This window comes from Sporofaciens sp. St.21A7, assembly GCF_059728535.1.
This window is the reverse complement of the sequence record NZ_BAAGFN010000001.1, coordinates 2,070,027-2,087,920: the sequence shown is the minus strand read 5'-3', so window position 1 is coordinate 2,087,920 and position 17,894 is coordinate 2,070,027. Positions and strand designations below refer to the sequence as shown.

The 17,894-nt window shown below is 44.6% G+C and carries 17 protein-coding genes; 2 read left to right on the top strand and 15 right to left on the bottom strand.

The window, feature by feature from the left end:
- Positions 1-14: 14 nt before the first annotated feature.
- From AC6I3O_RS10350 to AC6I3O_RS10335, 4 genes are all read right to left on the bottom strand, one after another.
- The gene (locus AC6I3O_RS10350; RefSeq protein ID WP_497850808.1) at positions 15-1,058 is read right to left on the bottom strand and encodes a DUF6339 family protein; all 1,044 of its coding nucleotides are present in this window, start codon (positions 1,056-1,058) and stop codon (positions 15-17) included.
- Positions 1,058-1,936, bottom strand: a complete 879-nt coding sequence (locus AC6I3O_RS10345; protein WP_497850807.1) for a hypothetical protein — start codon at positions 1,934-1,936, stop codon at positions 1,058-1,060. Before AC6I3O_RS10345 ends, AC6I3O_RS10350 begins: the two co-directional genes overlap by 1 nt.
- A complete protein-coding gene (locus AC6I3O_RS10340; protein WP_497850806.1) occupies positions 1,923-3,851 on the bottom strand; it encodes a hypothetical protein in 1,929 nt (642 codons plus the stop codon). The genes AC6I3O_RS10345 and AC6I3O_RS10340 overlap by 14 nt, the downstream gene beginning before the upstream one ends.
- A gap of 62 nt (positions 3,852-3,913) precedes the next feature.
- Positions 3,914-4,120, bottom strand: coding sequence for a helix-turn-helix domain-containing protein (locus AC6I3O_RS10335; protein WP_497850805.1), 207 nt, complete (start codon positions 4,118-4,120; stop codon positions 3,914-3,916).
- Positions 4,121-4,300: 180 nt separating this feature from the next.
- Between AC6I3O_RS10335 and AC6I3O_RS10330 the strand changes: the two genes are divergently transcribed.
- Together AC6I3O_RS10330 and AC6I3O_RS10325 are read left to right on the top strand one after the other, a co-directional pair.
- A complete protein-coding gene (locus tag AC6I3O_RS10330) occupies positions 4,301-5,449 on the top strand; it encodes an IS91 family transposase (RefSeq protein ID WP_497850804.1) in 1,149 nt (382 codons plus the stop codon).
- A 52-nt stretch (positions 5,450-5,501) separates the two neighbouring features.
- Positions 5,502-5,678 carry a hypothetical protein gene (locus AC6I3O_RS10325; protein WP_168354808.1) on the top strand — a complete coding sequence of 59 codons (177 nt, stop codon included), beginning with the start codon at positions 5,502-5,504 and terminating at the stop codon, positions 5,676-5,678.
- Here AC6I3O_RS10325 and AC6I3O_RS10320 read toward each other — a convergent pair.
- The 11 genes from AC6I3O_RS10320 to AC6I3O_RS10270 form a co-directional block, all read right to left on the bottom strand.
- Positions 5,675-6,550 carry a DUF4440 domain-containing protein gene (locus tag AC6I3O_RS10320; RefSeq protein ID WP_497850803.1) on the bottom strand — a complete coding sequence of 292 codons (876 nt, stop codon included), beginning with the start codon at positions 6,548-6,550 and terminating at the stop codon, positions 5,675-5,677. The two genes, AC6I3O_RS10325 and AC6I3O_RS10320, sit on opposite strands and share 4 nt — an antisense overlap.
- Before the next feature lie 20 nt (positions 6,551-6,570).
- On the bottom strand, positions 6,571-7,425 hold the full coding sequence (locus AC6I3O_RS10315; protein ID WP_497850802.1) for an aldo/keto reductase: 855 nt from the start codon (positions 7,423-7,425) through the stop codon (positions 6,571-6,573).
- A gap of 32 nt (positions 7,426-7,457) precedes the next feature.
- Positions 7,458-7,976 carry a flavodoxin gene (locus AC6I3O_RS10310; RefSeq protein ID WP_497850801.1) on the bottom strand — a complete coding sequence of 173 codons (519 nt, stop codon included), beginning with the start codon at positions 7,974-7,976 and terminating at the stop codon, positions 7,458-7,460.
- A gap of 105 nt (positions 7,977-8,081) precedes the next feature.
- Positions 8,082-9,050, bottom strand: a complete 969-nt coding sequence (locus AC6I3O_RS10305) for an aldo/keto reductase (RefSeq protein ID WP_300820806.1) — start codon at positions 9,048-9,050, stop codon at positions 8,082-8,084.
- Between the two features lie 14 nt (positions 9,051-9,064).
- On the bottom strand, positions 9,065-9,586 hold the full coding sequence (locus AC6I3O_RS10300) for an aldo/keto reductase (protein ID WP_497850800.1): 522 nt from the start codon (positions 9,584-9,586) through the stop codon (positions 9,065-9,067).
- 100 nt (positions 9,587-9,686) lie between these two features.
- On the bottom strand, positions 9,687-10,829 hold the full coding sequence (locus AC6I3O_RS10295; protein ID WP_497850799.1) for a restriction endonuclease: 1,143 nt from the start codon (positions 10,827-10,829) through the stop codon (positions 9,687-9,689).
- Between the two features lie 48 nt (positions 10,830-10,877).
- Positions 10,878-12,317 (bottom strand): TIR domain-containing protein, encoded by a 1,440-nt coding sequence (locus AC6I3O_RS10290; protein WP_497850798.1) that lies wholly within the window; start codon positions 12,315-12,317, stop codon positions 10,878-10,880.
- A 108-nt stretch (positions 12,318-12,425) separates the two neighbouring features.
- Entirely contained in the window at positions 12,426-14,000 is a 1,575-nt protein-coding gene (locus tag AC6I3O_RS10285; RefSeq protein WP_497850797.1) for a recombinase family protein, read from the bottom strand.
- Positions 14,000-15,685, bottom strand: a complete 1,686-nt coding sequence (locus tag AC6I3O_RS10280; RefSeq protein ID WP_497850796.1) for a recombinase family protein — start codon at positions 15,683-15,685, stop codon at positions 14,000-14,002. The genes AC6I3O_RS10285 and AC6I3O_RS10280 overlap by 1 nt, the downstream gene beginning before the upstream one ends.
- A 1-nt stretch (position 15,686) precedes the next feature.
- Positions 15,687-17,381: a recombinase family protein gene (locus tag AC6I3O_RS10275; RefSeq protein ID WP_497850795.1), complete on the bottom strand. Its 1,695-nt coding sequence runs from the start codon at positions 17,379-17,381 to the stop codon at positions 15,687-15,689.
- Between the two features lie 115 nt (positions 17,382-17,496).
- Complete coding sequence (locus AC6I3O_RS10270) at positions 17,497-17,775, bottom strand: DUF6870 family protein (protein WP_497850794.1); 279 nt, start codon at positions 17,773-17,775, stop codon at positions 17,497-17,499.
- Positions 17,776-17,894 lie beyond the last annotated feature (119 nt).

The following is a 17,894-nucleotide window of genomic DNA, read 5'->3' as shown; positions in this document are numbered from 1 at the left end:
CAAGAGCTGCTTTTTCATAAAATCACATCTACGATTTTCCACTCTTTTCCCAGCATCTCAATTATATCGCCAACTTTATGACCAGTGAACACTTCAAGAGCTTTAGGCAAAGCCCCATTCATCAGATCATATTTAAACGTCTTTGTTTCATCGTCTGTGTTGTGAATTACAACCTTACATCCCAATATAACCTCCAGCTCATCCGGCTCGGATTCTAAGTTCTGCTCATCATCGGCCGAATAATCAATGTCTTCTACACCACCTTCCAAATTCAACGAAGGCGTATCACCTTGCATAATAGCGGTAATTGCATCAGAGAAGATATTTGTAATTTCTTCTTGCGATAAGCAGTCTATAACTACTGAACCTCCTACCGCGTTCAGATATGACATTGCTGGACGAATGTGATTTCTCACCGAAAGTACTTTTCCTTCTTCTTTAAATACACGGAGAGCTTCAATAATTGCTGACATAACCTCCGGATTTGACGAAAAGGTAAAATTGTAGAAGAACTCATTAATTTTAGAGTTAAGGTCATTGCTTCCAATGATGTCCAAACTTTCAAAGTGATTCTTGTCATTATTAGGATTGAACGTGTTATGTCCTACCCACCAACATTTTGATAATGTGTTTCTATAAAATCCGCTTCTGCTGGAGTTTTTATAGAAAAATCTTGTCTGAATAGCACCGACTTCCTTTTCAGCGCTCTTAGGCCTTTTTTCATGTCCATAGCCCCAGCGCTGCCTCATGTATTCGTAAAACGTCGTATGCGTAAGCCCTGCCCACAGCCTTTCGTCGCTTGCCTGTGATTCGCTTAAGAACATCAATTTCTCATATAATATTTTGCAATTATTGAGATCGATTTCGCCTGGAGTCAGATCTGCATTAAGGCTTGCCAACTTAAACTCTGCAACATCCTTAAATTCAGTGAAGGGATCATCGCCGCAAATATCATATATCCACTTGTTGGAGCTCTCTGTGTAGTATTTTCCGTAGACTGCCGGAAGATTTGCTTTCAATGTTTCCAGAGCATCTCGTTTCATTATATATAGTTTCATCACGAGTCCTCCTCCGTAGTATCAAAAAATACTGGAATTTGATTTATTGCCTTGCTTATTGGTAATTCCATAGCCTCCTGTGCGAGCTGATATGAAGTCTTCTCACTATTAAGCACTTCATCCATAAATCTTATTCCTCTTTTAGCATAGGATTTTTCTAATGCTAAAAACCATTCTTTATTATGATAAGTTTCTTCTCCATCATCTTGCTTGAGCTCTTCAAACACATATACCAATGCCGGTAAAATCAGCATTGAATGGAAAAGTGGTTGAAGCTCCGTCTTTGCAGAATATATGGAATACACATCATAATCATGACTTCCGAGACCTATTCTTATTTTAGGCGAATCAAGCATTATTTCTGCCGGCTTATCTTCGTCAGTAACTCTTTTATAGATTGTGAATATTGAACCAGCATTTGTAAATTCTTCATAATCTTTAGTTATATCTAAACTCGTCAAATTCTGGTAGGCCAATATTGAACCCTGAAATAGGTCAAAAGTCATTCCATCAAAATCTTCAACCCAATCGCTACTAAAGAATTTTGTTACTCGTTTTTTTAAGATTACAAACGCGGCAGCATCCAGCGTTCCATTAACTCTGCTGATTGGAATTACATGTTCTATATGTTTCGATACAGAACGAAGTACTTCCCTATAAGCTGTCGTCGTGCATTCTAAGTGAATTACATATTCAGCTTGGCCGTTCAGTATCATTTCTTGCAGCTCTCGACAATTCATAGCTATATCAAAACTGAGCTGCAGGCTATTAACACCTTGCATGCGCTGTTCGAAATCAACATTAAATATTGACTCTTTGTAGTCAGCCTTTTCATCACTAAGCACTGGATAGGCAAACAATCTATTAGTTATGTTCATATACGTTTACCTCCATAGCGTAATCCCTCGAATCTGCAAGGTGTACTGTGATCTTTATCCTGTTAGAAGATGATAATCCTTCAGTCTCTATATAGGAACCACTCATTTTCACATTCTTACAGCCGCCAACTGCCTCGGCTCCTTTAATACGAATTTGGTTTGATTTACCGTTTTCTCCAACTGTTACAAGTTCGATTCTTCCATACTCCACATCATACGGTATTTCAAAATTGATAGAATAAACACCCGTACCATTCTTTATTATACGAACGTTTTTCAAAGGGCAATTAGTCTCTCTGCCCTTTTTCTTCTGAGACACTACATCTTTTCCTTCCGGATCTGGAATGCCTCTATGCGAATCGAGCTTTTTCCTTTTTCGTTTTCCCTTTAAAATTCTTAACCCTGGATCGCCAACAGGGCCTAATGTTCCTTTTGTGCTTGTGGATTCGCTTTTTCCTGCGTCTCCTTTTCCATAGAAAAATCCTTTTGACGGAGTGCTTTCAGGACGTTTTATAATATCAATATTTCCAAGGTGATCATTCAAATTCTCCCGCTTATTATCAGATTCTCCTGACTCAACTGCTTCTGGCTCTTGTTGAAGCACTCCGCTCAGACCTTCTACGTCCATCTCATCATCACTTGTGTGCTCAGCCAATTCAGCAACAATGCCTCTGATCCATTCTTTTATTTCTTCATAATATCTTTTTGCCTGCTTTGGATCTGAATGCCGCCCCGGTTCCCAATTATCGTGGGCTACAGTTTCCATTGCTCTAAAGTAATTGTTAATTGCCTTACCTTTAAGCTCCAGGATTCCTGTGAATGGAACCAATTTTGAGATGTTTCCAAGGCGAAATAGTTTCATTCCTGCCTTTCTTACAATTAGAACTTTCCTATCAAGCTTTTCAGTTGGGTCAACCAAAATTCTCAGTTGAAGTGTTCCCATCCCATGAAAATCCATCGAAAATGTCTTAACATCCTCAGTCCGGGTTAAACATAAATAGTTGCCATATGTACCCTTGGTCGGTCCTGGATAATCCCGATGAACTCTTTCCATATAGCCGCCTAAAGTTTTTGAATTTATCTCGCTCTTTTGCACTTTTACGCACAATTGCCCATTGTATATGGACATCAAAAAATTCTCCAACATCGCAGTAATGATCTCATCTTCCCAATCACTATTAGCCTTAAATCCATACACAAATACATCTGTTCCAGTTTGTGAACGCTGGTTTAAAGATTCAAGTTCAATTATATTTTCAACAGGATTGTTGCCATCCGGATTCCCATAGTATCCGACGCCACTTGTCATATTTTGGCCGTCTGGATAAGACATCAATCTTGATATTCCTTGAGATGCTCTTTCACCCGCCTGATTCAATGTTCTATAAAAAACCAACCTGTAGTATGAATTACTAAACGGCGCACTTTTTCCTATACCAAAAGCACCAGCCTTGTCACCATCCTTGTTGGCACCGCCATCAATCTTAATTAATGCATTCCATCCGTCAAATTTAAAATCGAACGCATCACTTGAATTAGTATATGGATCTGACAAGCCGGTAGTATTGTAATCACTAATTCGTAAAACAAATCCTTTTTTCTCGTGCGCCTTACTTACAGCAGTTTTTAAGAATGTTTTAGCTTTCTCACTTTTTGATTTATCCCAAAACAACTTACATTTTTGCAGTATCCCGCGATATTCAACGATTCCTGGAATTTTATCTTCTTCAATAAAATATCGCTCAAATTCAACGAGAACATTCGGGTTCGCATCATCTAAAGCAGCATCTAACGAATTTTGGCAGTTTTCTCTGGCCAACGAAGCGAGTTCAGTTCCATTGAAATTTTCAATTCCAGCATCAGCAACGCCTTTGATCTGGCCGTCTTGATTTCCGGGAAAATTCCACTTAATCATCTTTTCATATTCCTTTCTTATTTCTGTACCGCTGTGCGATGTGGAAACTATAAACGCGGCATTTATTTTTTAACATAGGTAAGTTCGACGTCATATCCAAGTTGTTCCATCATTTGGATAAAAGTCTTGTTGATTATCTTCTCCGGGCTTTTTATCAGTCGATTCACGTAGGACGGAGATGTTCCCGATTTTTCGGCAAGCTCTGCCTGAGTAATTTGCTCTTCTACGCACTTAACCTTAACATCTATTTCAATATTATTTTTTAGCATTTCTTTATCGCCTCATGTTTCTAAATGCAATTTAACTAATAGTTAAATTTATTGTATCACAATTTCATGATTTTTTCTATAATTCGATAAAAAAGTGTCTTCGACACTTCAACCCCCTAGCCCCCATTCATGGGGGAATTAGGGGTTTCTTTTTCTTTTGTTTTCCTGCATAATAGTCTTATGAGCATACTACAAGAAATTTTTAAAGATCATTATGAAGAAATGGTTTATATCCTACATCCCCGTGACTCTGTCATCGAAAATGTTGAAAAAATGATCAACTGCGGCGATCCCTCCTTTGGTGGCGCCATGTATGGCTGTCCACACTGCGGAAAGCTTAAGTTTGTCCCTTTCCGCTGTAAAAGCCGTTTCTGCCCCACCTGTGGCAATAAATATGCCATGGAATGCACTACCAGTATGTCCTTTAAACTGGTAAATGTCCGTCATCGCCACTGTGTTTTTACAATTGATGAGCAGCTCCGGGATTTTTTCCTCAATGACCGTTCCCTCCTCGACTGCCTTTTTCATGCCGTAAACAATGTTGTTTCACGCATGTTTTTTAAACAGAATAAGTCCATGAACTTTACTCCCGGTTTTATCATGGTCCTCCACACTTTTGGCAGGGACTTAAAATGGAACCCCCATATACACTGCCTTATTTCTGAGGGTGGTTACAGCGATAATGGTTTCTGGCGCAATACCAGACACTTCAACTATACCTATCTCCTCAATGCTTTCCGCACTGCCCTGCTCAATGAAATGGACTCCAAAATCGGCCCTTCTTTCAAAAGGGTTAAGTCACGCTGTTACCGGGATCACAAAGACGGTTTCTATGTCTATGCTAAGCCTAATAAATGTGACCCAAAAACTGCCATAAAATACATTGGACGCTATCTGGGGCGGCCTGTTATCGCCACATCCCGGATTGACAGCTATGATGGTGACTTTGTCATCTTTCACTACAACCGCCACGAAGATGACGCCTATGTGGAAGAGACCCTTCCTGTTATGGAGTTCATAGAGCGCCTGATCCGCCATATCCCGGAAAAGCATTTCAAAATGATCCGCTATGGCGGCATTTATGCACGCCACCGGGAGATTGATAAAAAACTTTATAGAATCATTTCCCGTGAAAAACACCGCATTTTCAGAAGCTTTAACCAGTGGCGCACGGCCATTCTCTCTGCTTTTGGCTATGACCCGCTGAAATGTGAATGTGGCACAACTATGCTGTTTTTAGAACTCTATTTCAACCACAAGCGCGTTTCTCTGGAAGAATTGTACGAGAAAGTCATGTCCCGTTCTCGTGGAAAAAGGTCTTCTGCATGACTTTCTTAATTCCCATTTCTGTAGTATACTCCTTTCAAAGGAGGCTGTACTTATGAACCCAAACACAGAGAAACTACGCAAAAAATATATAGATAATCCACCCGAAGGCATGACATCCGGGGACATTCGCCGCATGAGCGAGGATGACCTTCTTGATATGGATTATTTCTTAAATGAAGATGACCCATTTGACGACGATTTTGGAGAGGAAGGTTTTTATATTTTCTAAATCCTTGACCGTCTGTTTTGAATACCTGAAACACAGTGCGTTCCACTCATGCGGTAAGTTCCTCTTGCACCGTAAGCATTGGCGTTCAATACCGAAGTATAAGTGACAGAGGCAGTATCTCCATCTACCTCCACCACCGGGGAGTCAATACCAATCGTAAAATACCGGAGACTGCCATCCTCCACATCCGCAAAATATTCTTCCCGCGTCTGCTGCCTACCGCTCATATGTGTAAAGGTCATATCCTCCGGCACAAGTTCCCGCATGGTAACAATATCCGCATCCGTCATTGCCTGGCAGTACCTCGCCTGCTGATAGAGGACTTCTATCTGCTCCCCGCTCATGGCAGACAGATCCACCCCGATCAGTTCCACATTTTCAAAAACAGAAAAATCATATTCCTGCATAACTTCTCCTTCCTGCCTGTCTGCGATTTCAACCGTCACGGCCACATTGTCCTCCATTGTCTCAAATACACTTAAATCCGAAGTAATCTTCCCCATACGGATCAAGCCACCCTGACTGGAATTCCCTTCATTTCCGAAAAAAATTGCCGTAAGCAGTGCCACTTCGGGGCCGATCATCACATCATCCTCAATCTCAATGCTCCCCCTCGACATACAGGTCAGATTGTGGTTGATAATTACATTTTTCCCGATTTTGATTCTCTTCCCCAAATCAATCTGCATCGGAGGGAAGATGACACTTCCTTCCGGCAACGGCGATTCAAAAAGTTCATCTGTCAACCGCCGCCCTTCCTCGGAATGGGGTTCTGTTCGGTTGATCTGAAAGCACAGTTTTCCACACCTGTGGATTTCCTGGACGGAAGCCTGATAGCTTTCGTCCCGCATATTGATTCGTTCTAATTCCATGATACCACCTCATTTTCTGTTTAATCTGCAGGTATGAACGCACTCAAATGTGCTTCCTGCTCCGCAAGGCTCATGTTAAAGAAGCGGACACCCTTATCCAAAGCCCGGATTCGCTCCATTTCTTCCGCCGTCAGTTCAAAGTCAAAAATGTCGATATTTTCCTGAATATGCTTCGGATTGGTAGATTTCGGGAATACAATTGTTCCCTCCTGGATATGCCAGCGTAGGATGATCTGTACATTGTTCTTCCCATACTTTTCCGCAAGTTCAGTAAACACCGGCTCATTCAGAAGCTCCTTGTCGCCATGCCCGATAGGATACCAGCTTTCAATCACCGTGCCGCAGGATGAAATCCGCTTTTTCAATTCATTCTGCTGATAATACGGATGGCACTCCACCTGCAGGACTGACGGCTTAATGGTTGCGGCGGCAATCAGTTCTTCCAAACGCTCCGATTCAAAATTGCTAATACCGATGGATTTCACCTTGCCTTCAGCAACAGCTTTTTCCATATCTTTCCACGCCCCGATATAATCGCCAAACTGCTGATGAAGCAAAAGCAGGTCAATATACCCCGTATCCAGCCTGGAAAGCATTTTGTCAATCGCTGCCGCCGTCTTTCCCTCGCCATACTCGCTGGGCCAGAGCTTTGTGGTGATCCAGATTTCCTCACGGGGAATACCGCTTTCTTTTACGGCCTCCCCGACTCCACGCTCATTCTGGTAAGCATGGGCAGTGTCAATATGGCGGTAGCCTGCACGAAAAGCCTCCATACACGCTGCCTTTGTGTTTCCATCCCCCGGAATCATATATACACCAAGGCCAAACTGAGGGATTTTGTTTCCATCATTTAAAGTTACATAAGTCTGATTCATTTTGGTTTCCTCCATTCCTAATCCGCCATTTATTAAAATCCATACCTCTCCAGCCATTTCCTGATATCATTCTCTGCCTGTGACACCCTGCCTCCTGTGACCGCCAGCCCTCTTTCTACCTTTGCGCCGGGACAGGCTGCCTGGATATCGGCTTCGCTGCGTCCCATGCCGCTGCCTTCGTGGGTACAGAGAGGAAGGATTGTCTTCCCAAAGAAATCATGCCCTTCCAAAAACGTGAACACAGCCATTGGGCAGGTTCCCCACCAGTTTGGGTAACCCAGGATCACGGTATCATAGTCAGCCATTTTTAGGGCATCCGCTTTCAATGCCGGGCGCGCTTTTGCATTCTGCTCGGATTTTGCCAGCTCTACGGTTTCCATATGGTCATCCGGATATGGTTTCTCCGTTTCGATGCGAAATACATCCCCGCCTGTCAATCCATGGATCATCTGTGCCGCAACCCTTGTATTTCCAATCTTCAGTTTTACAATTTTCCCTCCCACATAGGCTTCTCCTTCATGGGAAAAATAAGCGACCAACACTTTTTTCATGGCAATACCTCCATCTCTTATTTTCTTATCTGTATAAAATTTCTCCGCCGCCGACTGCGGCGATACCCTCTGCAGCGGTTTCTCTGTAAAGCTGCCACCCTGCCGCTACCTGCGAAATCCCCGGTGGCCATATACCCTGCACCCGTCCAGCGCTTCCTCCAGAGAGCGGAACTCTTCGTCTGTTAGTTCCACTTTGGACGCTTCCAGATTCTCAACAATGCGTTCCTTATTTTTTGAACCCGGTATCGGAACCACATTGGGGTACTTGTGCAGCATCCACGCCAAGGAAATCTGCGCACTGGTCGCATCTTTCATTTCTGCGTATCTTTTCAGAAGGTCAATAATCGGCTGGTTCCCCGCAATGTTTGCTTTGGAAAGCTGCGGGACCCAGTTCCTGACATCATCGTTTTTCTCAAATTGTGTGTCCACTGTGATCTTCCCTGAAAGAAGCCCGCTGGCAATCGGTGAAAACGGGACGAAGCCGATGTTGTTCTCCAGACAGTAAGGGATCACGCCCTTTTCCGCGTCCCGCTCCACCATGGAATAAATATTTTGGACTGCCGAGAGCGGCGTTACCCTGTTTGCTTTCTGAATGACAGGTACATCCACCTGGGACAATCCCCAGCCACGGATCAGCCCATCTTCTATGAGCCTGCCCATAGCTTCCGCAATCTTCTCCACGGACACACCGCCCATCCTGTGGAGATAATATAAATCCACCCTGTCCGTCCGGAGCCGTCTCAGCGACTCTTCCAGATGACTGCGGACTGCATGGTAAACAGATCCCCTTCCGATGGCTTCAAAGCCATTTAAAAACAGCTTCGTAGCGATCACCACCTGCTCCCTTACCCCATGCAGCGCATTCCCCACAATGCGCTCATTATGTCCAATGCCGGAAAGGTTCGGGCTGTAGATTTCTGCGGTATCAAAAAATGTACATCCGTTCCGGCAGGCATTCCGGATTGCTTCCACACTGTATTCCTCCGGCGGTATCTGCCCATAGCCATGGGAAAACGCCATGCATCCCATACCGACTTCGGATACTTCAATATCCCTTAATAATCTGGTCTTCATTCAGCGCCTCCTTATCAATAAGCCGCAAATCTCTGATCCTTATCGATATCCGTCATCCTCTGCATTTCATCCTCTGACAGCTCAAAATCAAAAATCTCAAAGTTTTCCTGGATATGTGCCTCATTGCTTGAACCGGGGAGCGCGATATTACCCGCCTGCAGGTGCCAGCGCAGGATAACCTGTGCAGAAGTCTTACCGTGCGCTTCGGCTATGCTGCTGATGGTTCCATCATTAAATAATGTCTGCGTATTTCCCCTTCCGCCCAATGGGAACCAGGATTCCATGACTGTCCCGTACTGGGCAATATGCCCCTTCATCTCCATGCTCTGATGGTATGGATGGGTTTCGTTTTGGATTAATGCAGGGACAATCGTTGTTGCGTCCACCAGACGGTCAAAGTCCTCCGGCTCATAGTAATTAGACAGCCCGATGGATCTCAGTTTTCCATCTGCAACGGCCTGCTCCATTGCCTGGTATGCCTCCACATCATTTTCCGGCTGTGAATGATGGAGGATCATAAGGTCTGCCTGTGTCAAGCAAGGAATAAAAAATTTTTCCTCTCAACTCTCTATCAAAAATATAACACTAATCAATATTTGTAAACATAATACCAAATAACATTCACCTCAATTTAATCTATAAATATGCCTTCGCCAAAAGCTCCGATATATACTCAAAATCGTGCAATGATATCCTATGTTCTAAGTTTAATTCTACTATCTCTTCCCTCACTCCTTTAGCAAAGTGTGAAGTAGTAGCAATAATACCTCCTGTTGGCTTTCGTTTATTCATTCCCAAAACGCCATACATATTTCTTATTACTTCTATTCCCACCGGTCTATTTGGAGCATAATGTTTACACTCCACCAGGAACAAAAACTTTCCTAAGTCTGTTTTCTCTGCTATGTAAATATCTACCCCTCCATCCCTTGTCTGTTTTGTCAGTTCTACTTCATAACCTAATTTCTTAAATAACTCCGCCATTATTTTTTCAAATTCTCTTGGCGATAATTCATACATGCTCATTGGTTCTTGTGCAATATAACACATCAAATCATTATTTATCTGTAATACATCCTTCTTTATGCTGATTAAAGAGGGGCTTATAATACTTTTATTCGGAACAACTATATCTGATTTTCCTACAGAAATTTGCTGATATAATAATTTGTCTATAATATCGATACCAAGACTGTCTACCAGCCTAAACATATTCTCTATAATAAGTGGATTTCCCTGCGTCAATAAAAGAATCCTTTTCATTTCTTCATAATCAAAATCTATAAGATGATCTTTAAATCTATTTAGACGAAAAGAAACTATCTCACTTTGGCTCAATCCGTTCACTGATAAACAAACAAATTTTTCTTTACTAAAACGATAATCCACAGTTCTACCAACTACTAATATAAATGATAACTCATTATATTTTATTATTTCTTCTAACTTCTTTGAATCCAATTCATCTGCATCATCAATAATAATAAGGGAATTATCTTCTACCCTCAAATCTTTTGGAAGTTGCCACGCATGCCATATATAAACATTACTATATTGCTCTTTATTCTCTTCTGCATACACCCTTACTAATGTTGACTTTCCGATCCCTGCAACACCAGTAATTAAGGCTACATGATTACCTGATTCACTCAGTATTTTTTTCAGTTCAGATAGTTCTTTTTCCCTTCTTAACAAAGGCATATTTGATTCAATAAATGTATCTGTATTATATTTATCAGATTCTAATAAAACATCCTTAACCTTTTTCCCTATATTCATCAGCACACTTTTACTCCATACACAATTTTCTCAAATAAAATTAACAACTTATTTATCCAACTCTATAAGCATCGTATCCAGCCTATTATAAAGATACTCTGCCGGAGAACCACCGTGCAGTTTTTCGTTCAGCAGATCAACCAAATCCTTATTTGAAATGCTGATAATCAATTTCCCATTCTCTCTCAACGTCCCTTTAATTGCTTTTTTAGCATTTTTATCTTCCCCATAACATGAAATTATTATCGCAACACATCTAAGCGCTTTCGCATACAAGTATTTGTCCGTAGTATATATTTCTTTTTGTGTTATTGTTTCTGAATAATTCTTAAATTCAAAAATAATATATTTAGACCGAAAATATTCCTCAATAAATTTCCAAAAACTCTCTTTTATATCATCTTTAATTTTGCATATTAAATCAAACCTATATAAATCCTCATTTGATTTCTGTTGTTCACTCCACAATGCCAAATCTGCTGCAAAAAGAATATTTAAAACCTTAGTACATAGATTTTCATATTCAGAACTCTTTCTTGTCTTCGGTTCCCAAGCCTGTATCTCCGCTATCAATGATTCAATAATTTCATAATCGTTCGGCTTTTCAACTGTATCTACATTTTCATTCTGAACCTTTACCCCCATTAACTTTAATAAATCTATAGGCTCATAAGGCTCAATATCCTCCGTAGAATACTCCAAAATTGAAAGTAATTGAGATTTTAAAACTTCATCACATTGTACTATATACAACAAATTTCTAATATCTACAACTAAAATATCTGCTTTTTGCTTGATTATTTCCCATGCCTGAGAAGACAACTCATTTGCCACCACTAATATATATTTTGAATTGTATGTATCTTCCAGCATAGATGCAGATGCCAATGCTTTGGAGATTATAGACGTACTTATTACCCTCTGCCTAATTGCTTTCGCCTCAATATAAAATCTGATGTTCTCTTTTTCTGCTAAAATATCATAATACTCATTCCTATTAGACATTTTAGTCAGGCATCCATAACTTTTAAAAATCTCACCCACAATATATTCAAACTGATACCCCCTAAGAGGATACCTGTATCCATATCTGGAAATTTCATCAATAATACAATGTGCCAACTCATTTTCATCATTCCATAATGTGACTGTCCTATTTCCAAACCTCTTTTGAATATCCCCATGAAATAATTCTTTTTTTACAAACACAAATACCGTTTTTCCAGTGTTTAATGCAATATCATATTCCCAAATAGAATTTTCAAGAAATTTTTCTGCTACGACAAACACAAAGCAATCACATTTTTCAATCTGTTCATTAAAATATCTGACTATATTATTACCAGCATTTGTCGAACAAACGTCTGTAAAAATATCAAATCCAAGTTCATTTAGCTTTTTACTAACCAAAGCAATTTTCTCATAATCTTTAAATGTATAGCTTAAAAATACTTTCCTCTTAAATTTACTAAATCCGATCCTATTCATCTATCCAACCCCATTTTCACCTTAAATTGCTCAAATAAATATGAGCCACAGACACAACCTGCCCATGGCTCAATTTTACCACTACTTTCCCAAAATTGGAACTATCTTTCAGGCAGAAACCTCACCCTCAAACGGATTCCTCACCTTCCACACAATCTCCATAGCATCCTCCCCATAGACAACCACCTTCTCAATCAGCATCTTCAACCTCTCCCTATCAAAAACCTCCAGTACAGAAAGTCCAGCCAGTTCCTCGTCTGCCACTTCCTCTGAACCGGCAGCCTCCCTCATACATTCAAGCTCCGCCTGCGCTTCACGCCTGCTCCGCTCTAGCTCTTCCATCCGCACCCTGCCCGTCTCAATCCGCTCCACATAATCCTCCCTGCTGATTTCCCCGGCCTTATACCGCTCATACAGCCGCATCTTCCTTCCCTTCCACTGTGTCAACTCCTTCACACTCTCCGCAACCGTCTTTTCAAGAACTGCCACCCTGCCGTCCTTTTGAGCCGTCCTGCTGATATCCCGCTCTGCCGCCAGCACATCCGCCATCTTCCTCACCTGGCAAAGCACTGCTCCCTCCAGTTCGTTCTTCCTGACAGTCACTTTCTGGCAGTCATTCTCCCGCTCCTGCGTCCGGCCTCCGCAGAAATACCTGCCGTTAGCCCTGCTCCTAAGCTGCAGTGCCTTCCCGCAATGCCCGCAGAAAAAAATACTTTCCCTCTTCTTCATTTTTTTTCTGGCTTTATCCGCAGTCCCTACTCCCTCATTAGCCTTCTCAAAAACACTCCGGGAAACCAGTGCCTCATGATGTCCCTCCACCACGATCCACTTCTCCCTTGGCTGCCTCACCACCTTCTTATCCGTATCCATACCGCACTTCGCCCGGTTCCAGATTAACTTCCCCAGATACACCTCATCCGTAATAATATCCCTTACCGAAGAAGCACACCACCTCTTCACCTTTACATGAGGCTGCCTGTCTCCATAAGTATCTCCTGCCATCTTGTGATAAACAACCCTTGACGGTATCCCCTCTTCATTCAGCCTTCTGGCAATCTCCGCATAACCGGTTCCGTCCGCCGCCATCCCAAAAATCCTCCGCACAACCCACGCCGCATCTTCATCAACCAAAAGCCTGTGCTTATCCTCTGGGTTCTTCCGATACCCATAAGGGGCAAACTGCCCAACAAACTCCCCGTTCCTCACCCTCGTATCCCTGGCAGACCGCACCTTCTTAGACAAATCCGCGCTGTACATCCCATAGACCAGATTCTTCAACGCAACACTCATCCCGCCCGTCGCTCCGAACTTATCCTCACTGTCGTAACCGTCATTCACCGACACAAACCGAACCTGCAGGATCGGAAAGATATATTCCAGGAACCTCCCCACTTCCAGATAATCCCTCCCGAACCGTGAAAAGTCCTTCACAACGATCATATCAACCTTCCCGTCCTTCGCCGCCTCAATCAGCGCCTGCACCCCCGGCCTGCGGAAGTCAACGCCGGAATACCCGTCATCACAATACTCCGTGATAACATATTCCTCCCCCTGCAGCAGTTCCTCTATATGCCTTTTCAGCAACACCCTCTGCGCCGAAATACTGTTGCTCTCTTCCATTTCACCCTTACCGCTGTCCTCATTGGAAAGCCGAAGATACATAGCGACTATCCTCTTCTTCATCATACCGCCTCTCTCTCTGCCCTGATTCTCAACAAATCTTCCAGCACATCATCATATTTCAGATACACTTCAACATCCCCTCCCTCATGCACCGCAACCTTATCCACAAACGCCTCAACCATTTCCCTCGTCAGACTCTGCATATCCAAACATCCCTCAACGACAGCCTTCCAGTTTCTGTCTACACAATATCTGCTGGAATACTCCGCCCGTGCCTTTTGGACTTCCCCAAGCCTTGCCGTCAATGCCCTGATCTTTTCGGCATATTGCCCGCTGATCTGCGCATACTGTTCCTCATCAATCAGTCCATCTCTATAATCCTCAAAAATACCGGCTTTCACTTCCGTCTCCCTCTGCAGCTCCTTCCTTATCCGTTCAGCTTCCTTCCCATAAAAATCATACTTCCTCAAATTCCTGTCATCCGCATTCATCCGCCTCACAGTTTCCTCCGCCTCAATACAGAGCCTCATATGGGCAGCAACCGTTCCAAAAACAGCCTGGTTGACATCTTCCAACGAAACCTTATGGTTCGTACAGCTCCCATGAGTAGATTGAAGATACGTCTTGCATCGGTAAAACTTCTTGTCATGCCTTGCTCCCTCTGTACGGAACCCCATTACCTTTCCACAGTCCGCACAGACAATCTTCTTCCCCAGAAGATTAAAACGGGCATGGTCATAACCGTTCTCCCCATGGGTAGAATGGAACCTTTCCGCATTGCCCGCCAGCAGTTTCTGAACTTTCTCATAGTCCTCCCTACCCACCAGTGCTTCATGCGTCCCTTCCACAACAATCCACTCTTCCTCCGGTATTTTCACCTGCTTCCCAGCCACCCTCTTATACCTGTTATGGACGCTGGCTCCCACATAAGCATAATTCGTCAATATGGTTCTCACCGTCACATAATTCCATTCCGTATTAAACCCCTCTGGAACCTCATGCCCGAACCGCAACATCTTATAAGCCTTCGGATTCATCTCTTTTCGGGAAACCCGCCTTGCAATCTCCTTCAACGAACACCCCTCCAGGAACAGCCGGAAAATCTCCTGCACCGTCCCCTTCACCCGCTCGTCCGGGTAAAGCCGCCGTTCCACATTCACATACCCATACGGGACCGCCCCCGATGAATACTCCCCGTTCCGCCAGTACGCCCTGTGCGCCGTCCTCATCTTCCTGGACAAATCCTTCACATACAGCTCATTCACCATATTTTTCAGCGGCATCATCAGCTCCCCGCCCGGCTTCTCCGAATCATACCCGTCCGTCACCGCAATAAACCTCACGCCGAAAAACGGAAACACCCGCTCAATATAATTCCCCGTCTCCACATAATCCCGTCCCAGCCTGGACAGGTCCTTCACAACAATACAGTCAATCACCCCGTCCCTCATATCCCGCACCATCGCCTCAAACCCCGGACGCTCAAAATTCGTACCCGTGCAGGAGATATCCGCATACTCCTTCCCTATGACCATATCCTCCCGCTCCGCCACGAACTTCCGCAGAAGCTCCATCTGCGTCTCCACCGTCGCCCGCTCCCGGTTTTCCTCCGTCTCCTCCGAAAGCCTGGCATACAGCCCCGCCCTATAACAGACCGCCTTCACCGGAACCGGAACCTGCGCCCCGGAACCACTCGGCAGGTCATTCACATTCACAAAATCCACCTTCTTAGACTTCCTCGCCATATTACACCGCCTCCTTCCACTCAAACCGAATCCGGCCCCGGCTGTCACAGACCGCCTCACAGCCCGCATGTTTCAGCCCCTCCAGGACCTCCCTGTAACAGTCCCCGAAACTGAAAACCACCTCGACCGTCTCCCGGTCCACGACCTTCACCCGCTCAATCAGCTCCACCGCCACATTCCTTGTCAGCCGGTCAATATTCTCATGCTCCGCAAAATAATCCAGCCACCGGTACTTATCCGTATTGGAAGCAAGGATATCTTCAATCTCACCCTTCATCTGCCGCACCGCTTCCTCCGCCAGATCTCGTCTCTGCGTATAAGCCTCATGCAGCTCCCTATAATCCTCCTTAGAGACAATCCCGTCCTTCATATCCTCATAAAGCATGTTCCGCAGCTCCCGACACCGCAGAACCTCCGCCTCCTTCTGCTCAATCCGCCTCTCCAATTCCCGGATATCCAGCTCCTGGAACGGGATCTCAGACACCTTCTCCATCGCCCGCTTCAAATCCAGCACATTGGCAACCTGCACCTTCAAGACCTCCAGGACCGCCTCTTCCAGCCTCTCCACCCCGATCCTGTGGCTCGCACACTCCTTCGTCTCCTTATTCCTCGAACACACATAATACCGGTACTTCCGCTTCCCGGAACACACATTCTTCCGCACCATGGCCGCCCCGCAGTCCGCACACACCACCATGCCCGCCAGAGGGTACACCTCCGACTGCTCCGGGGACATCCTCGTATCCATCCCCAGGAGCCTCTGCACAATAGCAAAATCCCGGTCCGAAACCACAGCCTCATGGTTCTTCTCAATCCTCACCCAGTCCTTCTCCGGCTTCACAAAGGACTTCTTCACCTTATGGTTCGGCGTCGTCTGCCTGCCCTGCACCAGATTCCCAACATAACACTCATTTTCCAATATCCGCCGCACCGTCACCGAACTCCACAGCGCCCGCTCCCCAGTCTTAAAGCCGGTCTGATAATTGCTCCCGGACGCGCTCTTATACTCCATAGGAGACAGCACCCCCATATCATTCAGCCTGCCCGCAATGGCATCCTGGCTCATGCCGTGCAGCTTCATACGGAAAATATCCCTCACCACGCCTGCGGCCACCGGGTCAATGACAAGCCGGTTCCGGCATCCCTCGTCCTTCTGATACCCATAAGGCGCAAAAGAACCGATAAACTCCCCGTTCTTCCGCTTCACCTCCAGGTGGCTCCGGATCTTCACCGAAATATCCCGGCAGTAAGCGTCATTTATCAAATTTTTAAACGGAATGATAATCTCATCTGACTGGTCTTTCCCCTCCAGGCTGTCGTACCCGTCATTCACCGCAATAAAGCGCACCCCAAGAGCCGGGAACAGCCGCTCAATGTACCTGCCCGAATCAATATACTCCCGCCCGAACCTGGACAGATCCTTGACAACCACGCAGTCCACAACGCCCTTCTTGATATCCTCCAGCATCAGCTTGAAAGAAGGCCGCTCAAAACTGGAACCGCTGTACCCGTCGTCCACCCGTTCCGAAACCACCACAATATCCTCTTTGTCCTTCAGGAAATCTCTGATTAACTCTTTCTGATTAGAAATGCTGTTGCTCTCCGCTTTAGACGCGCCCGCAACATCGCCATCCTCCTTCGACAACCGGACATAGATGGCGGCATGATAGATCTTCTTGAATTGTTTGTTCTTCATGTGCTTCCGCTCCTTTCTAATTTGCCAGAATCACCTGCAAAATCAAAAAGGCGGATGCACTAACTTGTCCCTAAGACAATCATAGCGCCTCCGCCCAAAAAAGTCCAATGTTATTTTAAACATTCCGCAGCATATTTTCAAAAGCCTCTTCAAAAGAGCCCCCATCCTCCGCAAACCGGACCCTCACCTTCATATCCCCCACACGCACCGCATAAGGATTCCCCACCGCTTCCAGATAAGCCCTCTTCCGTTCCTCCAGCGGCAGGCTCCGGTCAATCTCCACCTTGCGGATATCCACAAGCCCCTCCTTCTCCACAGTCCTCACATCCACGTCTTTCAGCGCATCCAGCTCCATCACCGTCATAACCGATTCCCTTACCTTTCCAAAATTCATACCAACGGCATGGTATGTACCGCCGGGGAATCCCCCGGCCGACGCGCCCCAGACCTCAACAGCCCTCCGGCAACATATAGCAAGACAAAAAAATAAGGCATCCCTGCCCTCAACAAAAA